15 protein-coding genes and 1 riboswitch are annotated in these 18,993 nt (G+C 67.7%); of the genes, 6 read left to right on the top strand and 9 right to left on the bottom strand.

The annotated features are described in order from the left end of the window. The first annotated feature begins 118 nt into the window (after positions 1-118). Positions 119-1,033, top strand: coding sequence for an IS110 family transposase (locus ACS0OT_RS15060; RefSeq protein ID WP_065185430.1), 915 nt, complete (start codon positions 119-121; stop codon positions 1,031-1,033). Between the two features lie 187 nt (positions 1,034-1,220). Here the strand turns inward: ACS0OT_RS15060 and ACS0OT_RS15055 are convergent, their stop codons facing one another. The 4 genes from ACS0OT_RS15055 to ACS0OT_RS15040 all read right to left on the bottom strand — a co-directional run bounded on the left by ACS0OT_RS15055 (position 1,221) and on the right by ACS0OT_RS15040 (position 6,683). Beyond that, on the bottom strand, positions 1,221-3,194 hold the full coding sequence (locus tag ACS0OT_RS15055) for an AsmA family protein (protein WP_065185431.1): 1,974 nt from the start codon (positions 3,192-3,194) through the stop codon (positions 1,221-1,223). An 82-nt stretch (positions 3,195-3,276) separates the two neighbouring features. Beyond that, on the bottom strand, positions 3,277-3,915 hold the full coding sequence (trhA, locus tag ACS0OT_RS15050; protein ID WP_442255877.1) for a PAQR family membrane homeostasis protein TrhA: 639 nt from the start codon (positions 3,913-3,915) through the stop codon (positions 3,277-3,279). Between the two features lie 212 nt (positions 3,916-4,127). After that, positions 4,128-5,732 (bottom strand): peptide chain release factor 3, encoded by a 1,605-nt coding sequence (locus ACS0OT_RS15045; protein ID WP_005418402.1) that lies wholly within the window; start codon positions 5,730-5,732, stop codon positions 4,128-4,130. A gap of 66 nt (positions 5,733-5,798) precedes the next feature. Next, positions 5,799-6,683: a M23 family metallopeptidase gene (locus ACS0OT_RS15040; RefSeq protein WP_005418401.1), complete on the bottom strand. Its 885-nt coding sequence runs from the start codon at positions 6,681-6,683 to the stop codon at positions 5,799-5,801. A 147-nt stretch (positions 6,684-6,830) separates the two neighbouring features. Further along, a riboswitch (SAM riboswitch) is annotated at positions 6,831-6,949 on the top strand. A 76-nt stretch (positions 6,950-7,025) separates the two neighbouring features. Between ACS0OT_RS15040 and metX the strand changes: the two genes are divergently transcribed. The 3 genes from metX to ACS0OT_RS15025 are packed head-to-tail and all read left to right on the top strand — an operon-like array spanning position 7,026 to position 10,353. Beyond that, positions 7,026-8,057 (top strand): homoserine O-succinyltransferase MetX, encoded by a 1,032-nt coding sequence (gene metX / locus ACS0OT_RS15035; RefSeq protein ID WP_065185432.1) that lies wholly within the window; start codon positions 7,026-7,028, stop codon positions 8,055-8,057. Beyond that, complete coding sequence (locus ACS0OT_RS15030; protein ID WP_065185433.1) at positions 8,054-9,289, top strand: O-succinylhomoserine (thiol)-lyase; 1,236 nt, start codon at positions 8,054-8,056, stop codon at positions 9,287-9,289. Before metX ends, ACS0OT_RS15030 begins: the two co-directional genes overlap by 4 nt. After that, positions 9,286-10,353 carry a homoserine dehydrogenase gene (locus ACS0OT_RS15025; RefSeq protein ID WP_065178203.1) on the top strand — a complete coding sequence of 356 codons (1,068 nt, stop codon included), beginning with the start codon at positions 9,286-9,288 and terminating at the stop codon, positions 10,351-10,353. Before ACS0OT_RS15030 ends, ACS0OT_RS15025 begins: the two co-directional genes overlap by 4 nt. A gap of 108 nt (positions 10,354-10,461) precedes the next feature. Here ACS0OT_RS15025 and ACS0OT_RS15020 read toward each other — a convergent pair whose 3' ends face one another. Beyond that, positions 10,462-11,457 carry an alpha/beta fold hydrolase gene (locus ACS0OT_RS15020; protein ID WP_065178204.1) on the bottom strand — a complete coding sequence of 332 codons (996 nt, stop codon included), beginning with the start codon at positions 11,455-11,457 and terminating at the stop codon, positions 10,462-10,464. Positions 11,458-11,632: 175 nt separating this feature from the next. Continuing rightward, positions 11,633-13,015 carry an L-serine ammonia-lyase gene (locus ACS0OT_RS15015; RefSeq protein ID WP_065178205.1) on the bottom strand — a complete coding sequence of 461 codons (1,383 nt, stop codon included), beginning with the start codon at positions 13,013-13,015 and terminating at the stop codon, positions 11,633-11,635. 100 nt (positions 13,016-13,115) lie between these two features. Here ACS0OT_RS15015 and ACS0OT_RS15010 point away from each other — a divergent pair, with 100 nt between their 5' ends. Beyond that, complete coding sequence (locus tag ACS0OT_RS15010; protein ID WP_032954410.1) at positions 13,116-13,346, top strand: glutaredoxin family protein; 231 nt, start codon at positions 13,116-13,118, stop codon at positions 13,344-13,346. A gap of 71 nt (positions 13,347-13,417) precedes the next feature. On the opposite strand, the gene ACS0OT_RS15005 is transcribed toward ACS0OT_RS15010, so the two are convergent. Genes ACS0OT_RS15005 through ACS0OT_RS14995 form a run of 3 tightly spaced genes read right to left on the bottom strand, consistent with a single transcriptional unit; the run spans position 13,418 to position 15,209 of the window. Next, positions 13,418-13,990 carry a YceI family protein gene (locus ACS0OT_RS15005; protein WP_262220389.1) on the bottom strand — a complete coding sequence of 191 codons (573 nt, stop codon included), beginning with the start codon at positions 13,988-13,990 and terminating at the stop codon, positions 13,418-13,420. Between the two features lie 3 nt (positions 13,991-13,993). Further along, positions 13,994-14,566 carry a cytochrome b gene (locus tag ACS0OT_RS15000; RefSeq protein ID WP_065185435.1) on the bottom strand — a complete coding sequence of 191 codons (573 nt, stop codon included), beginning with the start codon at positions 14,564-14,566 and terminating at the stop codon, positions 13,994-13,996. A gap of 10 nt (positions 14,567-14,576) precedes the next feature. Next, on the bottom strand, positions 14,577-15,209 hold the full coding sequence (locus ACS0OT_RS14995; RefSeq protein WP_053499626.1) for a YceI family protein: 633 nt from the start codon (positions 15,207-15,209) through the stop codon (positions 14,577-14,579). Positions 15,210-15,373: 164 nt separating this feature from the next. On the opposite strand from ACS0OT_RS14995, the gene ACS0OT_RS14990 reads away from it, so the two are divergent. Beyond that, complete coding sequence (locus ACS0OT_RS14990) at positions 15,374-18,916, top strand: hybrid sensor histidine kinase/response regulator (protein WP_329889010.1); 3,543 nt, start codon at positions 15,374-15,376, stop codon at positions 18,914-18,916. Positions 18,917-18,993: the final 77 nt, after the last annotated feature.

Raw genomic sequence — 18,993 nt, 5'->3', positions numbered from 1 at the left:
CGCCCACGCCGGAATCTCCCTTGATCCGCCCGAACAGTTGCTGGAGCGACCACTCGAAGCGATAAGACTGGGCAAGCGGGGGAGCTCTCGACCCTACCAGACTATACGGAGTCAGGTGATGAACGGGATCGGGATTGATGTCAGCAAGCGTCAGCTGGATATCGGTACGACGGACGGACAAACTCTGCAGGTCAGCAACAACCGGTCCGGGTTTTCTGAACTGGATGTTTGGCTGAAGAAGCGTCCGACCAGCCAGATCGTGCTTGAAGCCACAGGTGGCTATGAGCAGCCGGTGCTGGATTTCCTGCACAAGGCCGGTCATCCGGTGGCCCGTGCCAATGCCTTGCGCGCCCGGAAACTGGCTCAGGGGTTGGGTCAGATTGCCAAAACCGACCGTTTGGATGCCCATGCGTTGGCGCAGATGGCCTCCCTGGTGAAGCTGCCTCCCTATCAGCCGCTGCAGTCTTGGCAGCAGAAGATGCGGGAGTTCGTTCGGGCACGTCGGCAGGCGATGGACGCCCTGACCATCGCGCGGCAGCAGCAGGAAATGGTGCTTGATCGTGAACTGCGCCGACTACTGCAAGGCAACATCACCCGCCTCCAAACGATGGTTGAGCGTCTGGGCAAGCAGATCGCCGAGCAGGTTGGTCAGCAGCCTCAACTGAAGACGCTGAAGTCGATGAAGGGCGTAGGGCCTGCGCTGCAGGCAGTTCTAGCCAGCTATCTGCCAGAGCTTGGCAGGATCACTGGCAAGCGCATCGCCAGCTTGGTCGGGGTAGCCCCGATGTCCCAAGACAGCGGCACGATGAGAGGAAAACGAAGCATCCATGGTGGAAGAGCCGAAATCCGGCAAGTGCTCTACATGGCGGCAATGTCGGCCATGCGGCATGAACCTCGGTTGCGCGATTTTTACCAGTCGCTACGAGCCCGTGGCAAGGAAGGCAAGGTGGCCATCGTGGCAGTGATGCGGAAGATGCTGGTGATTCTCAACGCCCGCGTGCGCGACGCTCAAGGCGGATCGATCCCCGCCTGAAGCCAGCCTGCGCGTGTCCCAAAAGGCTGCCGGCCAGCGGCCGGCACTACCGTGCCCGTCTCATGGAGGGGCCAGGCCCCTCCGTCAACACAGTTGCTACAGGGACGTACTTGCGGCGTGTCCTGCCTGCGTCACCCGTCCCCCTCAAGCCACCATCAATGCAGGCGCCGCGAACAACGCTGTAACCCTACTTCGCATACTGCCCGCCGCAGTCGGCGTCCTTGCCCGGCCCCAGCTCGATCGTCGCCAGCAAGGCCGCCGGCGGGGCGATGCTGCCCAGCGCCAGGGCCACCGCACCGCGGATGCCCAGCGCCTTGAAGTCCGGGCGGAACGACGGGTCCTTGAACGTGCCGGCAATGTGCAGCGGCGAGCGCAGTACCAGGATGCTCTTGTCCTTCGGGCGCGGCTTCAACAGCAGGTCCAGGGTTTCGTCGCGCAGGCTGACGGTGCCTTCGCCGATGAGGATCGTGTCGGTGGTGTCCACCGCCAGCGCCTGGCTGGTCATCAGGCCGTCGCGCACACCGAAGTCGGCGAAGGCGCAGCGCAGGGGAATCTGCTTGTCGCCGGTCACCAGGAATTTCAGCGATTCGGTGATATCCAGGCCGGCCAGCTCCATCACCAGGTTGCCGACATGGCCACGGCCCATCGCCAGGCCGACCTTGCCGCTGCTGCTGCCGAGCATCGCGGCGATCGAATTGCCGCGGCCACTCAGGTCCACCTCACCGCCGATGCCGCCCTTGGCCTGTTCGGCCAGCTTGGCATCGGGGAACAGCTGGCCCAGTTGAACGCCGCGCACGCTCGCCTTCAGCGCAGTGCTGATCTGCGGCTGGCGTGCGTCCATGCGGATGGTGCTGCGGATATCGCCGCCGGCGACGCCGAAGTTCAGTGGTGCCAGCCGCAGCACCCCGTCATCCAGCAGCAGATGGGCATCCATGTCGTCCAATGGCAATGACGGTGCGTTGATGCGGTGGGCCTTCCAGCGCACATCGGCATCCATCGCACGCAGCTTGCCGAGGTTGTAGGGCGTGTCCGGAAGCACGCGCGCGCGCGCGGCCACCCGTGCGGCCTCGGCCTTCTGCTCCGCATTGGCGGTTTCGCCGCCGCCGGTCTTCGGCGGCGCGCCGACGAAGCCGGCCAGGTCATCGAAGTCCAGGCGCTTGGATTCCAGCGTCGCGGTCAGCCGCGGACGGTCGCGGCCCACCTCGAACTGAAGACTGCCACCGAGGTCGCTGTCGCCCACCTTGCCGGTGAAACCGTCGTAACTCCAGACGTCGTGGTCGCGTTTCAGGCGACCGTTCAGCGCGTAGGGCGGGGACGGCGGAATGGCGATGCCGAGCAATGGGTAGAGATCGGCCAGGTCCTGGCCACTGAGTGCGAACTGCAGGTCGAACACGCGCAGCTGGAACGGATTGGTCAGCGTGCCGCTGGCCACCGCGTGGGTGGCGCCGGCGCGTCCGTCGAGGTGGATGCGGAACGGGTGGTCGCTGTTGGTCAGTTCCAGCGGTGATTCGGTTCCGCCCTGCAGGGTGAACGGGTTTCCCTGCCAGTGGCCCTTGCCCTGCACCAGCAGCGGCGGCGAGGCATCGGCCTGCTTCGGCTGGCCGCTGCGCACGCCCACGCGGATATCAGTACGGCCCGGTGCGTCGAGGAACTGCAGCCGGCCGTCGTCGATGCGCAGGCGCTTGAGCTGCGGGCTGGTGCCGCCAGCGCTGTCACCGAGGAAGTCCCAGTTGCCCGGTTCGCCCTTGCGAGGGGCGGTTTCCAGCAGCACGTCCGGTCGGGTCAGGCGCACTTCCGGCAGCTGCACGCTGCCGCGCAGCAGGGGCCACACGCGCACATCGATCTCGACGCGGTCGGCCGTGGCCATGTTCGGCTGCCTGGCCCAACCGGCATTGGCGAAGGTGATCGCATCGGCACGGATGGTGCTGGTCCGGCCGAGGTCGACATCCAGATGGCCGATGTGAAGTGCGCGGCCGGTACGGGCCTGCACGGCGTGCTCAACCGGGCCCTTGAACCAGTTCCAGTCCCACAGTGCGATCAGTACCAGGATCGCCGCGAGCAGGAAGATCAGCAGCGTCAGCCAGCGCCGGCCTCGCGGGCCGGGGCGGCGCAGGCGCCAGCGGTTCGTGCGCTTTGTGGCAGGGGAGGCGGCGGCATTCACGCTGCCATGGTTGCCCCCTCATCGTGGACGGGGCGCGAAGCGTCCATGTGCGCGGCGTGCACGCGCCACGCACGGGCCGGTGCTACAGCACCTGCATGGTGACCGCGACGAAGTGGCAGACGCTGCCACCGATGACGAACAGGTGCCAGATCGCATGCGAATAGGGAATCGATTCGCGGTGGTAGAAATAGGTGCCCAGCGTGTAGGACAGGCCGCCGGCCAGCAGCCAGCCCAGCGTCCAGCCGTCGATCGAGGCCAGCATCGGCTTGACCGCCACGATCACCAGCCAGCCCATGGCCACGTAGATGGCAGTGGACAGGCGCTTGAAGCGACCGGTGTAGAACAGCTTGAACACCACGCCGGCCAGGGCCAGGGTCCAGATCGCGGCGAACAGGCCCCAGCCCCACCGGCCGCGCAGGCCGATCAGGGTGAATGGGGTATAGGTGCCGGCGATCAGTACGTAGATCGCACAGTGGTCGAACACTTTGAGCCGGCCCTTGGCGACCGGGTGCTGGATGGCGTGGTACAGGGTGGACGCGGTGTACAGCAGCAGCAGCGCGATGCCGAACACGATGGCGCCGGCCAGCTGCCAGCCATCGCTGTAGATTGCGGCCAGGGTGATCAGCACCGCGCCGGCGCCCAGGGCGAGCACGGCACCGAGGCCATGGGTCAGGGCGCTGGCGATTTCTTCGCGGATCGAAGCAACGGAAGTCGTGGACATGGCGTAGGCATCGTTCGCGGGGAGGGGGACCCGCACCCCCCTATCATCGCCGCGATGGGCGGCACGTGCACGCCCGTCACCGTATGGTGGGTGAATCCTTGGGTTGCGCCGTTGGTCCCGTGATCCGTCAATCGCCGCCATGCGTGGATGAACCGCCCGCGACGGCTGGGGCCGGAGTCCTTTTCTGTGGAAAGGGCTCCGACCCCGTGGCATCAGCCTGCCGAAACGGTGTGCGCCGCTTCGCGTGTGGCCGAGAAACGCACATCCGGCGAGCGTTCCTGGGCCAGCTGCAGGTTGACCCGGGTCGGAGCGAGGTAGACCAGGTGGCCGGCCGCATCCAGCGCCAGGTTGAGCGCGTTCTTCTCGCGGAACTCTTCCAGCTTCTTCTCGTTGCTGCAGTGGACCCAGCGCGCAGTGGTCACGCTGACCGGCTCGAAGGTGGCTTCCACACCGTACTCGTCCTTCAGGCGGTAGGCGGCCACGTCGAACTGCAGCACGCCGACGGCACCCAGGATCAGGTCGTTGCTGGTCAGCGGGCGGAAGAACTGGGTCGCGCCTTCCTCGGACAGCTGGGCCAGGCCCTTCTGCAGCTGCTTGAGCTTGAGCGGATCACGCAGGCGTGCGCGGCGGAACAGTTCCGGGGCGAAGTTGGGAATGCCGGTGAAGGTCACCGCTTCGCCTTCGGTGAAGGTATCGCCGATGGAGATGGTGCCGTGGTTGTGGATGCCGATCACATCGCCGGGCCACGCTTCGGCTGCGATCTCGCGGTCGCTGGCCATGAAGGTCAGCGCGTTGGCCAGCTTCATTTCCTTGCCGGTGCGCACGTGGAAGGTCTTCATGCCGGCGCTGAAACGGCCCGAACAGACCCGCATGAATGCCACGCGGTCACGGTGCTGCGGGTCCATGTTGGCCTGGATCTTGAACACGAAGCCGGTCAGCTTGTTCTCTTCCGGTGCGATTTCGCGGCCGGTGGTGGTTCGCGCCTGCGGCGACGGCGCATGCTCGACGAAAAAGTCCAGCAGCGGCTGCACGCCGAAGTTGTTCACGCCCGAGCCGAAGAACACCGGGGTCTGCTTGCCGGCGCGGTAAGCGTCCAGATCGAACGGATGGCTGGCGCCCTGCACCAGTTCCAGTTCGTCGCGCAGGTCGGCCAGCATCTGTGCACCGATCTTCTCGGCCAGGCCGGGCGCATCGATGGACGGGAAGATGGTCGAGTCCTGGCGGGTGAAGTTGCGACCCGGTTCGTACAGGTGCACTTCGCCGGTCAGCAGGTGAACCACGCCCTTCAGGCGCTGGCCCATGCCGATCGGCCAGGTGACCGGCGCGCACTGGATGCCGAGCACGGTCTCCACTTCATCCAACAGCTCGATCGGGTCCTTGCCCTCGCGGTCGAGCTTGTTGATGAAGGTCATGATCGGGGTGTCGCGCAGGCGGCACACCTCCATCAGCTTGATGGTGCGCTCTTCCACGCCCTTGGCTACGTCGATCACCATCAGCGCCGAGTCCACTGCGGTCAGCACGCGGTAGGTGTCCTCGCCGAAGTCGGCGTGGCCAGGGGTGTCGAGCAGGTTGACGATCTTGCCTTCGTACGGGAACTGCATCACCGAGGAGGTGACGGAGATGCCGCGTTCCTTTTCCAGCGCCATCCAGTCGGAGGTGGCGTGGCGGGCGGCCTTGCGGCCCTTGACCGAACCGGCCATCTGGATCGCGCCTCCGAACAGCAGCAGCTTTTCGGTCAGCGTGGTCTTGCCGGCGTCAGGGTGGGAAATGATGGCGAAGGTGCGGCGACGCGACGCTTCGGTGGCGACTTCGGACATGGCAGTGGCGCCCGCCCGGGGCGCTTTTCAAAGAGATAAGCGCCCGATTATACCGGCCGGGGCCGGTCAGCGCCCGATACCGCCGTCGGCCTCGCCGTGGCGGGCGAACTGCAGCTGGCCCTGCCCGGCGAAGATGCGCACCGGCACCGAGCGCAGGCCCATGCCGCGGTTGACCTGCACCACGAAGTGCAGGTGCGGCGCAGTGCTGTAGCCGCTGTTGCCGGACAGGCCGATCGGTTGCCCGGCTCCCACCGCCTGGCCGCGGCGCACGCGCATGCCGCCGGCCTGGAGGTGGCCGTACAGGGCCATGCTGCCGTCGCTGTGCAGCACGCGGACGAAATTGGCACGGGCACCATCGCGCTCGCGGTCCTGGCCGTTGCCACGGAAGCCATCCTGGATCTGCATCACCGTGCCCTCGCGCGCGGCCAGCACCAGGGTGCCCTCCGGCAGTGCGAAGTCGACCGCGTCGCGGTTCTCCTCGTCGTCATGGCTGAATCGCCCCTGCGGCGCCTGGTCCACACGCAGGCGGGCCGCATCGAACGGCAGGCGATAGCCGACATCTTCGGCCTGTGCGGCAGGGTTGCCCGGCACCGACTGCAGGCGCAGATCCAGCATGCGGCCATCGATCGGGGCGGGCAGGTGGCCGACCACCAGGCTGCTGTCGCCCTGGATCAGCGACTCGACCGGGAGGCCTTCGACCGGGTGTCCGGGGGCGGCGCGCAGCTGGATCTGCAGCGGCCCTGCCAACCCGTTGTCGATCCGCGCCTGCCATTGCGTACCGACCGGCTGCAGGCGCAACCGGGCCATGGGGGCGGCGCCCTCGGCACTGCCTGCGCGGGTGGCAGGCGCGGAAGGGGGAGCCAGTCCCCAGCCCTGGCGCCAGTCGCCGGCGTGTGCGGTCGCGCTCGCCAGCAGAGGCAACAGCAGGCAGGACAGGGGCAGGCGCGGCATCGGCGTTTCCAGCGAGAGGACCGCCGGGACTGTACCCGATCCTGAACGGGGCGACCGGGACGGCCCTCGCAGACTGATTCTGGAAATATCTATCGCTTTATCCGCATGAAGGGATTGACAGTGCCGGAAAGGGCTGGCATCGTGGCTCCACCATCGAGACCGGCAGAGGGACAGGCCCTTTGAAGCCGGGGCAGCCCGCAGGCGCGCAAGCGTCTGCGTAGGTGCCAAATCCTGCGGGGACCGTGGCGTCCACCGAAAGATGGTTCGAACCATGCACCCCACGTGCATCTCGAACGCGGGCCCGCGAAGGCTCGATGGCCGATTCCCCAACCGGATCCCGCCATGAGCTTCGCTGCCAGTACCGCCATTCGCCCCGAGCCCTTCGTCCCCGTCAGCGTGCCGGTCGCAGACCGCGTGCACGCCGAGCGCGGTGAGTTCGCCGCGGTGCTGTCGATGCGCCATGCAGGCCCCAGCCCGGTGCGCCTGCGCTATGAGTGGGTGGGCCCGGCCAACGCGCCGGTGGTGGTGCTGGCCGGTGGCATTTCCGCCCATCGCCACGTGGCGTCCAACGCACAGTTCAGCGAGAAGGGCTGGGCCGAAGCGCTTGTGGGTGCCGGCCGCGCGCTCGACCCGCAGCAGCTGCGCGTGCTGGCCTTCGATTTCATCGGTGCCGACGGTGCACTGGATGTGCCGATCGATACTGCCGACCAGGCCGATGCGCTGGCGCTGCTGCTGGACCATCTCGGCATCCGCACGCTGAAGGCCTTCGTCGGCTATTCGTATGGCGCGCTGGTCGGCCAGCAGTTCGCGATCCGTCACCGCGCCCGCGTGCGCCAACTGGTGCTGGCCAGCGGCGCGCACCGCCCGCATCCCTATGCCGCCGCGTGGCGCGCGCTGCAGCGCCGCGCGGTTGCGCTGGGCCAGCTGCAGTGCGGCGAAGACCACGGCCTGGCCCTGGCCCGGCAGTTCGCCATGCTCAGCTACCGCACCCCGGAAGAATTCGGCGAGCGCTTCGACGCTGCCCCGGAGGTCATCAATGGCCGCGTGCGCGTGGCCGCCGAAGACTACCTCGACGCCGCCGGCGCGCAGTACGTCGCGCGCACGCCGGTGACCGCCTACCTGCGCCTGTCCGAATCGATCGACCTGCACCGTGTCGACCCCGCCGCGATCCTGCCGCCGACCGTGGTGGTGGCCGTGGAGGGCGACCGCCTGGTGCCGCTGGCCGACCTGGTCGGCCTGGTCGAAGGGCTGGGCCCGCGCGGCAGCCTGCGCGTGCTGCGTTCGCCCTATGGCCACGACGCCTTCCTCAAAGAAACCGATCGCATCGACGCGATCCTCGCCACCGCCTTCCGCACCTCTGGAGAGTCCGCATGAGCCTGCACGCCAACGAGCCGTCCTGTAGTCGCACCACTGCCGCCGTCCGTGCGGGCATCGATCGGGACACCGCGCATGGCGCGGTCACGCCGCCGATCGTGCTGTCGTCGAACTTCAGCTTCGAAGGCTTCGGCAACAAGCGCCAGTACGACTACACGCGCAGTGGCAACCCGACCCGCGACCTGCTGGGTGAGGCGCTGGCGGAACTGGAAGGCGGCGTCGGTGGTGTGGTCACCGCCACCGGCATGGGCGCGATCAACCTGGTGCTGAACGCACTGCTGAAGCCGGGCGATACCCTGGTGGTGCCGCACGATGCGTACGGTGGCAGCTGGCGCCTGTTCAATGCGCTGGCCCGGAAGGGCCACTTTGAACTGGTCACCGCCGACCTGACCGATCCGCGCGCACTGGCACAGGCGTTGGCCACCCAGCCGAAGCTGGTGCTGGTGGAAACGCCGTCCAACCCGCTGCTGCGCATCACCGACCTGCGCTTCGTCATCGATGCCGCGCACAAGGCCGGCGCACTCGTGGTGGTCGACAACACGTTCCTGTCACCAGCGCTGCAGCAACCGCTGTCGTTCGGTGCGGACCTGGTGCTGCATTCCACCACGAAGTACATCAACGGCCACAGCGATGTGGTGGGCGGGGCAGTGGTCGCGCGTGATCCGGCAGTGCACGAGCAGCTGGTGTGGTGGGGCAACGCGCTGGGCCTGACGGGTTCACCGTTCGATGCCTTCCTGACCCTGCGTGGCCTGCGCACGCTGGATGCTCGCCTGCGCGTGCACCAGGAAAATACCGCCTCGATCGTTGCCCTGCTGGACCAGCATCCGGCCGTCGGCAGGGTGTACTACCCGGGCCTGGCCGAACATCCCGGCCATGCCATCGCGGCGCGCCAGCAGAGCGGTTTCGGCGCGATGCTGTCGTTCGAGCTTGCGCACTGCGCCGGTGAAGATCCGCACGCGGCAGTGCGCGCATTCGTGGATGGCCTGCGCTGCTTCACCCTGGCCGAATCGCTGGGCGGCGTCGAAAGCCTGATCGCGCATCCGGCGACCATGACCCATGCGGCGATGACCGCCGAAGCACGCGCAGCGGCCGGTATCAGCGAAGGGCTGCTGCGTCTGTCGGTCGGCATCGAGGCCGAGCGCGACCTGCTGGCCGATCTCGGTGCCGCGCTGCAGCGCGCCGAAGTCGTGATCGATGCGGCCGCACGCCGCAAACAGGTGGTGGATGCATGAGCGCACTCGCTGCTGAAATTCCGGCGCTGGGCGCGGGACGCCTGGCGCTGCTCGGTACTGGCACAGTCGGCTCGGCCTTCGTGCAGCGCTACCAGACGCTGCGGGCTCGCGGGCTGGAACTGCCGAGCGTGCAATGGCTGGCCAACTCGCGCACTGCGCTGGAGATCGATCGTGACCTGGCGTTGCCGCTGGAACTGGCGCGACGTGCGCCACGCGATGGCCAGAGTTCGCCGGCGTGGGCCAGCACCGAAGGGCTGGAGCGTGGCGATGTGGTGGTCGATGCCACCGCCAGCGAAGACGTGGCCGCACGTCACGTGCAGTGGCTGGCGCGCGGCGTGCATGTGGTGACAGCCAACAAGCTGGGCCGTGGTGCGCAGCTGTCACGCGCGCAGGCCATTGCAGACAGCTGTGCCGACAGTGGTGCGCGCTATGGTGACAGCGCCACCGTCGGTGCCGGGCTGCCGCTGCTGAGCAGCCTGCGCGCACTGGTGGCCGGTGGTGATCACATCCATGCCATCGAGGGCGTGCTGTCCGGTTCGCTGGCGTGGCTGTTCCATCGCTATGACGGCAAGTCGCCGTTCTCGGCGGCGGTGCGCGAGGCGCTGGCGGCCGGCTACACCGAGCCGGATCCGCGACTTGACCTGTCCGGCGAGGACGTGCGCCGCAAGCTGCTGATCCTGGCCCGCAGCAGCGGGCTGGCGCTGGATGCTTCGCAGGTGCAGGTGGACTCACTGGTACCTGAAACGCTGGCCGCGTTGCCGCTGGAGGTCGCAGTGGCTGCGCTGGAGCAGCTGGATGCGCCGCTGCAGGCGCGTTGGCAGCGGGCACGCGAAAACGGCCGCGTGTTGCGTTTCGTCGGCCGTGTTGACGGTGGGGGTGCGCAGGTGGGCCTGCGCGAGCTGCCGGCCGATCACCCGTTGGCGCAGGGTGCGGGGACCGACAATCGCGTCGCCATCCACAGTGATCGCTACCGTCGCCAGCCGCTGTTGATCCAGGGCCCGGGTGCGGGCGCGGAAGTCACCGCCGCCGCGTTGCTGGATGACGTGCTGCGCATCGTCGGCTGATCGCACAGTTCTTGTAGAGCCGAGCCCATGCTCGGCTGCTCCTGGCGAGATCCCCTCCTGCTGGATAAGCCGAGCATGGGCTCGGCTCTACACGAGCACGCTAGCTGATCAGCGGGATTTCAACGCCTTCAACAAGGCGCTGTTGAACTGCTTCGGGTCCTGCACCTGCGGCGAATGGCCCAGTTCGGCGAACTCGACCAGCGTCGCGCCGGGAATCGCTGCGGCCGCCGCCTTGCCGAGCGCTGGATAGTTGCCCAGCGTCGCCTTCACCGAAGCCGGCGCCAGGTCGCGGCCGATCGCGGTGCGGTCCTTCTGGCCGATGAACAGCGTGGTCGGCACCTGCAGGTTCTTCAGTTCGTAGACCACCGGCTGGTTGAACACCATGTCCGAGGCCAGCGCCTGGCTCCATGCGACGGCCTGCTTGCCGGGCCCTTCGTACATGCCTGACTGCATCCGCGCCCAGGGTTCGTAGGCCGGCTTCCATTTGCCGTCGTAGTACACATCCAGCTGGTAGCGGCGGATGCTGTCGTAGCTGATGTTCATTTCACCGGCATACCACGCGTCGACGCCGCGCCAGGGCACGCCCAGCGCCTTCCAGTCTTCCAGTCCGATCGGGTTGACCAGCGACAGGCTGCGCAGGTCCTGCGGGTACATCAGCGCGTAGCGCACGGCCAGCATGCCGCCCATCGAATGCCCGACCAGGTGCACCGGCACGTCGCCCAGTTGCAGCTGCTGCAGCAGGGCATGGGTATTGGCTGCCAGCTGTGCGAACGTGTACTGATAGCGCTCGGGCTTGCTGGATTTGCAGAAGCCGACCTGGTCCGGAGCGATCACCCGATAGCCGGCGGCAACCAGTGGCTTGATCGATTCCTTCCAGGTGGCGGCGCAGAAGTTCTTGCCGTGCAGCAGCACCACCACACCGATGGGCGCCTTCTTCGGCGCGATGTCCAGGTAGGCCATTTCCAGCGGCTGCCGCTGCGATTCCAGTGCGAAGGTCTTGACCGGATAGCCGTAGTCGAAGCCCTCAAGCCGCGGCCCGTAGGTGGGGGCGGCCAGGGCGGTCAGCGGAAGGCAGGCAAGCAGGGCGGCAGCGATCACGCGCATGGGGCAATCCGGGGTGGGGGAGCCCCGAGCCTAACCGGAACGCGGTGACGGTGTCGTCCGACCGGCCAGGGACAACGGGGTAGAGTCGACTGTCAGTCGACTGCTCTTCGATCAGACCGCGAAAATCCCGCGCTGCACGCGATAGTCGACCAGCGGTCGACTCTACCCAGGGTCATCAGCACTCGATGACGTTCACCGCCAGGCCACCGCGGCTGGTTTCCTTGTACTTGTCCTGCATGTCGCGGCCGGTATCGCGCATGGTCTTGATCACCTTGTCCAGCGACACCTTGTGCTTGCCGTCGCCACGCATCGCCATGCGCGAGGCATTGATCGCCTTCACCGCGCCCATCGCGTTGCGTTCGATGCAGGGAATCTGCACCAGGCCACCGATCGGGTCGCAGGTCAGGCCCAGGTTGTGTTCCATGCCGATTTCCGCGGCGTTCTCGATCTGGCTGGGGTTGCCGCCCAGTGCCGCGACCAGGCCACCGGCCGCCATCGAGCAGGCCACGCCAACCTCGCCCTGGCAGCCCACTTCGGCGCCGGAAATCGAGGCGTTTTCCTTGTAGAGGATGCCGATCGCCGCCGAGGTCAGCAGGAAGTCGAACACGCGCTGTTCGTTCGCGCCCGGGCAGAAGCGATCGAAGTAGTGCAGCACCGCCGGCAGCACACCGGCCGCACCGTTGGTCGGCGCAGTCACCACGCGGCCACCGGCAGCGTTCTCCTCGTTCACTGCCAGTGCGTACAGGTTGACCCAGTCCAGCGTGGTCAGCGGGTCGCGCATCGCCGCTTCCGGCTTCGACGACAGTTCGCGGTACAACGCCGGCGCACGACGGCCCACCTTCAGGCCACCCGGCAGCACGCCTTCCTCGCGGATGCCGCGCGCCACGCACGACTGCATCGCACTCCAGATCTCGCGCAGCCGCGCGCGGATCTCGTCTTCGCTGCGCCAGCACTTCTCGTTCTCGAACATCAGCTGGGCAATGCTCAGGCCGCTGCGCGCGGTCTGCGCCAGCAGCTCGTCGCCGCTCTTGAACGGGTAGGGCAGCGGGGTCTCGTCGGGCACGATGCGATCATCGGCCGCGTCGTCCTGGTTGACCACGAAGCCGCCGCCGACCGAATAATAGTCGCGGGTGGCGATCACTTCGTCGTCGGCGTTGTAGGCAGTGAAGCGCATGCCGTTGGTGTGGTAGGGCAGCTTCTGGCGCTTGTTCATGCCGAGGTCGCGCTTCTCGTCGAAGGCGATCTCGTGCTGGCCCATCAGCTGGATGCGCTTGCTGCTGCGGATGCGCTCCAGCGTGGCCGGAATGATGTCCGGATCGATCAGGTTCGGCCGCTGGCCTTCCAGGCCCAGCAGGATCGCCTTGTCGGTGCCGTGGCCGCGGCCGGTCAGTGCCAGCGAGCCATAGACATCGGCGCGGATGCGCGCGACCTCGTGCAGGCGGCCCGGGTCGAGCAGCCAGCGATGGATGAATCGCTCGGCGGCCTTCATCGGCCCGACGGTGTGCGAGGAACTCGGGCCAATGCCGATCTTGAAAACGTCGAACGTGCTGACAGCCATGGTTGCCGTACTGCGGGTACCGGAAGAGATCGCTATTCTAGCGGTTCACGCCGCACTTCCATGGCTGCGGCGCAGCATTTCCGCCACGGGAGCCCGGCCGGTGTTGACCCTTATCCAACGTGACGATTGCCACCTGTGCGACATGGCCCTGGCCGAGCTGGCCAGGGCACGGGCGCCGGAGTTCGAATCGGTGTTCCTGGACGACCAGCCGGCGCTGGAAGCGCGCTATGGCACGCGGGTGCCGGTGCTGCGTGACGAGCGCGGCGACCGCGAGCTGGACTGGCCGTTCGACGCGGCCACGGTTCAGGCGTGGTTGGCCGTCGATCGGTAGTGCCGGCCGCTGGCCGGCAACCCCTCTGTTCCCGGTGATGCCGGCCAGCGGCCGGCACTACCAGATGCGGTTTACTTCGCGTCGAACTTCACGATCGTGCTGATCGCGGTTTCGTCCGGGATGGTCTTGGTGTCGGCCCAGTCACCGCCGCCGACGCCGAAGTCCAGGCGCTTGACCGTGGCCTTGCCGGTCAGCACCGGCTGGGTGCCCGGCTTCCAGGTGAAGGTCAGCGTGACCGGCTTGCTGACACCACGAAGCTCCAGGGTGCCATCGGCGGCGAACTGGTCATTGCCCATGGCGCGGAAGCCCTTGGCGGTGTAGCGCGCGGTGGCGAACTTGCCGACGTTGAAGAAGTCGGCGCCCTGCAGGGTCGAGTCACGATCGCTGTTGCCGCTCTTGGCGCCTGCCAGCGGAATCACCACATCCAGCGAACCGGCAGCCGGGTTGGCCGGGTCGAAGCTGAGCTTGGTCGCGAAGCCAGGGAAGCTGCCGGTGAACACTTCGCCGTCGTACTTGGTGGCGAACACCAGGATCGAACCGGCGCCGGGAGCCTGCGCGTAATCGACAGCGAGTGCCGGAGCGGTGGCCAGCATGCCGGCCAGGGCGGCGGCCACGGCGGCCGGAGTGGTCAGTTTCAGGTTCATCGGTCAGTCCTTCTGAGGGGAGGCGAGCCAGCCACGCGGCAACATGCGGGACAGCGTTGCATCGCGCTGGAACAGGTGGTGGTAGAAGGCAGCGCCGGCATGGGCCAGCACCACCGCGATCAACAGCCAGAAGCCGTATTCGTGGAGGGCATGGGACACCGCGACGACCTGCGGGTCGGGGCCGCTCAGCTTGGGCACGTCGACCAGGCCGAACCAACGGAACGGGCGCAGGCCACTGGCCGAATCGTACAGCCAGCCCGACAGCGGGATGGCGAACATCAGCACATACAGCAGCACGTGGGTGGCGCTGGCAATGCGCTCCTGCCAGCTGGGCACGCCCGGCACCGGCTTCGGTGCCCCGGCGTACAGGCGCCAGCCCAGGCGGAACAGCACCAGCGCCAGCACGGTGATGCCGATCGACTTGTGCGCGGTGTAGACCCAGAAGTACTTGGGCGTCTTGGGCAGTTCGTCCATGGTCAGGCCGACCACGCCCAGGGCGAGGATCAGCAGTGCGATCAACCAGTGCAGGATCTGGCTGACGCTCCCCCAGGCGGCGGGGGTGTTCTTGGCGGTCATGAGGGGTCCTCTAGCGGGCCGTCTTGGGGTCGGAGTGTGGAAGGGGAGCGGGAGTTCCCGGGGCGTCGCTGCGGTCGAGGGTGGCTTCCGCCTCGATCCTCAGCTGTACTGCATCACCGATGACGCCCGGCCAGGCGGTGATGCCGAACGCGCGCCGGCTCAGCGTGGTGCTGCCGGAAAAACCGGCGGTGCGTCGGAACGGGGGAAGCGGATAGCGCTTGATGGCGTTGAGGGTCACATCCAGCGTGATTTCCTGGCTGACCCCGCGCAGGGTCAGCGTGCCGATCACGTGGGCGCGCCTGGCATCGATCGGTTCGACTTTGGTGGAGACGAACCGCGCGGTCGGGAAGCGCTCGCCGTCGAGCAGGCTGCGGGCCAAGGTGGCCTGGTTCCACTTGGCATCACCAAGGTCCAGCCGCGACACCGGAATATCCACTTCCACGGTGGCGTCGCGCCAGTTGTCGGGATCGAACCGCACGCGCCCCTCGCTGCCCGATACCGTGCCCATGGCCTGCGAGTAGCCTGCGTGGTCGATCGAGAACAGCACCCGCGTGTGCACCGGATCGAGGCGATAGGTGTCAGCGGCCGCCCAGGCAGGGGCGGTGGCGAGCAGCATCGGCAGCAGGGCCAGGCAGGGACGCATCGATGGCGGGCTCCGGAAGGGGACGCTGCGATCATACGCACAGCCCCCTGCCAACGTTGCGTGCATGGGTGCAACAGTTCGTGGTGGTGCCGCCGCTGGAAACAGGCTGTTGCAGCCATGACCCCGGCCCTGTGTGACAATCGGCGCAGGACAGGGGGTTCAGGATGACGAGCGGCTGGCGCCTGTGGTGCCGTGGCATCGCAGGTATGGGACTGCTGCTGGTGGCGATGGCCGCGGCGGCTGCGACCCTGGACATGGCAGAAACACCACGCCTGCGCCGCTTCGGTGCCGCCGAAGGCTTGCCGTCTCGCATGGTGGTGGCGCTGGCCGAGGATCGCCAGGGCCACGTCTGGGCCGCCACCGATGGTGGACTCGCCCGCTATGACGGCAACAGCCTGCGGGTCTGGGAGCACGACCCGGAACAGCCGGGCTCGTTGCCTGGCAACGAGATCGAGACCCTGCTGATCGACCCGCTGGACCGGGTCTGGGTGGGCATCAATGGCAAGGGCGTGGCACGCCTGGATGCCGACCGCGAGCGCTTCCAGACCTTCGATACGGTCAATTCCACCTGCCAGGGGCAGTTCTGGGCACTGGCCTATGTCGACGACGCCTTGTGGATCGGGACCAACAACCATGGCGTCTGCCGTTTCGGCGAAGACGGCAGCGTGCGCCTCTACACCCATGATCCCGCGCGCCCGGGTGGCCTGCCCAGCAACAGCATCTTCACCAGCCTGGTCGACGCGCGGGGCCGCCTGTGGGTCGGCACCGAAGCCGGTGTGGCGCGTTGGAACGGCAGCGGCTTCGAGCCGGTGGCCGCGCGGGAACTGGGGAGGCTGAGCGTGCTCCGGTTGAGCCGTGATGCAGACGGTTCGATCTGGGTAGGCAGCCAGAACGATGGCCTCTACCGCATCGATGGGCAGGACCGGGTCAGTCGCCCGCGATGGGCCGACAGTGCCCAGCTGCGGTCGGCCCTGGTCCTGGCCGATCGCCAGGGGGGCTACTGGGCGGGTACCTCCGATGGCCTGTTGCGAGGGGATGCGGCGGCGTTGCGCCGGCTGGAGGGGGACCGCGGCAGCGGCTTCCTGACCGCGCACAGCGGTGTGCTTGACCTGCTGCAGGACCACGAGGGCGGACTGTGGGTGGCGTTGCTGACCCAGGGCCTGGCCTATCTGCCACCGGACTGGCGGCGCTTCTCGATCTGGAACCAGCTCGACGGCAAGCCGCTGGACAGCCAGTACCTGTTGAGCGCGGCCAGCGACGGGAAGAACTACTACGTCGGCTCGGCGCGAGGGGTGTACCAGCTTGATGCGCAGGGCACCCTGCGCCTGCTGGCCAGCGACCGGCAGCTCGGCAACGGCGTGGTGTGGTCGGTGCTGCCGCGCCCGGATGGTCGCCTGTGGCTGGGACGCGGCGGCCGCATCAGCGTCTACGATCCGGCCACCGGCGCATTGCGTGATCTGCGGATCGATGGCAGTGCCGACCTGCGCCAGCGCATCGACCTGATGCGGCAGGCCCCTGATGGCACGGTGTGGGTGTCGGTGATGGGCCTGGACCTGCAGCAGCGCGATGCAGAGGGCCGGCTGCTGCACAGTCATCCGCTGGAACATTTCCGCGGGACGGCCGATGCGCCGATCGAGCAGATCCGCTTCGACGCCCACGGCCGGCCCTGGGTGATGGGCGACATGGGCATCTGGCGTGAGCAGGCCGGACGCTTCGAGGCAGTGCCCGGCGTTTCGCGCGGCCCGATCTACGATCTGGCATGGATCGATCCGCAGCAGTTGTGGCTGGCGCGCCAAGGCGCCTTCGAGCGCTACCAGTGGGATGGCATGAGCCTGCGCCTGATCCAGCGCATCGACGGCAGTGCGGGCGTGCCGCCGGTGACCATGGGGGGGCTGGCGCTGGCCGACAATGGCCAGCTGTGGGCCACGACGCCGCGCGGCCTGCTGCGGTGGGACCCGAAGACGCGGCGCCTGCAACAGTTCAACGAACGCGATGGCCTGTCCGATGCCGAGTTCACCGGTCGGCCACCTGCGGTGAACGCCGATGGCCGCGTGTTGGCGGTTACCCAGACCGGCCTGGTCGCCTTTGATGTGAATGCCGACGACACCGTGCTGCCGCCTTCATCGCTGGTGATCGCCGAAGTGCGGGTGCGGCGCGACGACGCACGCGGCTGGCAACCGCTGCCGCTCACCGGCACCCTGCTGCTGGGACCGGACGACCGCGATCTGCAGATCGATGCGCGGCTGCTTTCCTATGCCAGCCCGCAGGGCAACCGGTATCGCTTCCGCGTGCAGGGTTACGACCAGGACTGGGTGGAGCAGGGGGGCGATGGCCAGCGCACCCTGTCGCGGCTGCCGACCGGCCGCTATGTCATCGAGGTGCAGGCCGCGACTGCCCGGGGCGCGTGGACACCTTCGCAGCAGTTGCAGGTGAAGGTGCTGCCGCCGTGGTGGCGCAGCGGCATGGCGATATTCGGCTACATCCTGCTGGGGTCGTTGCTGCTGGTGGTTCTGGTCTGGTCGATCCGCGCGCGGCTGCGCCGCCGCCAGCAATGGCAGCTGACGGTGCACAAGCAGCAGTTGGCCGAGCAGGCCTCGCAGGCCAAGAGCCGTTTCCTGGCTACGCTGGGCCACGAAGTCCGCACGCCAATGACTGGCGTGCTGGGCATGAGCGAACTGCTGCTGGCGACTCCGCTGGATCCGGTGCAGCGCGGCTACGCCGGGTCCATCCAGCAGGCCGGCAGCCATCTGCTGCGGCTGGTCAACGATGCCCTGGACCTGGCCCGGATCGAAGCCGGGCGGCTGGAGCTGGACCTGCGCCCGTTCGATCTGGGGGAGCTGCTGGACCAGGTGCAGGGCCTGATGCAGCCGATCGCGCAGCAACGCCAGCTGGTGTTCCAGCGCGGCGAAGACCCGCCCGGGCCGATCAGTGTCAGTGGCGACGAGATGCGCGTGCGCCAGATCCTGCTGAATCTGCTCGGCAACGCGATCAAATTCACCGAGCGCGGCCACGTCGGCCTGGCCGTACGCCTGGAAGAAAAGGGCGGCCTGTGTTTCGAAGTGCATGACAGCGGCCCGGGCATCAATGCCGAGCAGCAGCAGCGCCTGTTCCATCGTTTCGAACAGGCCGACGGCCCGCGTACCGCGTCGCGCTACGGCGGCAGTGGTCTGGGGCTGGCGATCTGCCAGGAACTGGCGGTGGCGATGGGGGGGCGCATCGAAGTGGACAGCCAGCCTGGCAAGGGCGCGCGGTTCCGCGTGCGCCTGCCCCTGCCCTGGACGCGCCAGGCCGCCAGCGAAGCGGGCGACGTGGCGGCCCTGCCGGAACTGCCGCCGCTGCGCATCCTGCTGGTCGAGGACGATGCCACGGTGGCCGAGGTCATCGCCGGCCTGCTGCGCGTGCGCGGGCATGAGGTGGTCCACGTGCTGCATGGCCTGGGCGCGCTGTCGGAGATCGCCACCGATGGTTTCGACGTCGGCCTGCTCGATCTCGATCTGCCCGCGCTGGACGGTACGGCCATCGCCCGCCAGCTGCGCACCATGGGCTATGAACTGCCGCTGGTGGCGGTGACCGCCCGTTCCGATGCCTATGCCGAAACCCAGGTGCTGGCCGCAGGCTTCGATGGCTTCCTGCGCAAGCCGGTGACCGGCGACCTGCTGGTGACGGCCATCGCCCAGGCGCGTGCGAAACGACAGGCGACTGCGTGACGACGCCGACGCCGGGCGTGAACGGCGCGACTTTCGGTTTACCATGCCGACGCCCGCAGCGCGGGAATCATCAGGAC

Origin of the sequence: Stenotrophomonas maltophilia group sp. RY12688, from assembly GCF_052149045.1 — a bacterium.
Classification (GTDB): domain Bacteria; phylum Pseudomonadota; class Gammaproteobacteria; order Xanthomonadales; family Xanthomonadaceae; genus Stenotrophomonas; species Stenotrophomonas sepilia.
Note: the sequence above shows the minus strand (reverse complement) of the source record. Positions and strands in the feature narration are given on the sequence as shown.

What these genes read in the sequence shown, in the direction of transcription:
- ACS0OT_RS15060 (WP_065185430.1), top strand. Translation starts at nt 119, where the DNA reads ATGAACGGGATCGGGATTGATGTCAGCAAGCGTCAGCTGGATATCGGT.
- trhA (WP_442255877.1), bottom strand. Translation starts at nt 3,915, where the DNA reads ATGTCCACGACTTCCGTTGCTTCGATCCGCGAAGAAATCGCCAGCGCC.
- ACS0OT_RS15045 (WP_005418402.1), bottom strand. Translation starts at nt 5,732, where the DNA reads ATGTCCGAAGTCGCCACCGAAGCGTCGCGTCGCCGCACCTTCGCCATC.
- ACS0OT_RS15040 (WP_005418401.1), bottom strand. Translation starts at nt 6,683, where the DNA reads ATGCCGCGCCTGCCCCTGTCCTGCCTGCTGTTGCCTCTGCTGGCGAGC.
- metX (WP_065185432.1), top strand. Translation starts at nt 7,026, where the DNA reads ATGAGCTTCGCTGCCAGTACCGCCATTCGCCCCGAGCCCTTCGTCCCC.
- ACS0OT_RS15030 (WP_065185433.1), top strand. Translation starts at nt 8,054, where the DNA reads ATGAGCCTGCACGCCAACGAGCCGTCCTGTAGTCGCACCACTGCCGCC.
- ACS0OT_RS15025 (WP_065178203.1), top strand. Translation starts at nt 9,286, where the DNA reads ATGAGCGCACTCGCTGCTGAAATTCCGGCGCTGGGCGCGGGACGCCTG.
- ACS0OT_RS15020 (WP_065178204.1), bottom strand. Translation starts at nt 11,457, where the DNA reads ATGCGCGTGATCGCTGCCGCCCTGCTTGCCTGCCTTCCGCTGACCGCC.
- ACS0OT_RS15015 (WP_065178205.1), bottom strand. Translation starts at nt 13,015, where the DNA reads ATGGCTGTCAGCACGTTCGACGTTTTCAAGATCGGCATTGGCCCGAGT.
- ACS0OT_RS15005 (WP_262220389.1), bottom strand. Translation starts at nt 13,990, where the DNA reads ATGAACCTGAAACTGACCACTCCGGCCGCCGTGGCCGCCGCCCTGGCC.
- ACS0OT_RS15000 (WP_065185435.1), bottom strand. Translation starts at nt 14,566, where the DNA reads ATGACCGCCAAGAACACCCCCGCCGCCTGGGGGAGCGTCAGCCAGATC.
- ACS0OT_RS14995 (WP_053499626.1), bottom strand. Translation starts at nt 15,209, where the DNA reads ATGCGTCCCTGCCTGGCCCTGCTGCCGATGCTGCTCGCCACCGCCCCT.
- ACS0OT_RS14990 (WP_329889010.1), top strand. Translation starts at nt 15,374, where the DNA reads ATGACGAGCGGCTGGCGCCTGTGGTGCCGTGGCATCGCAGGTATGGGA.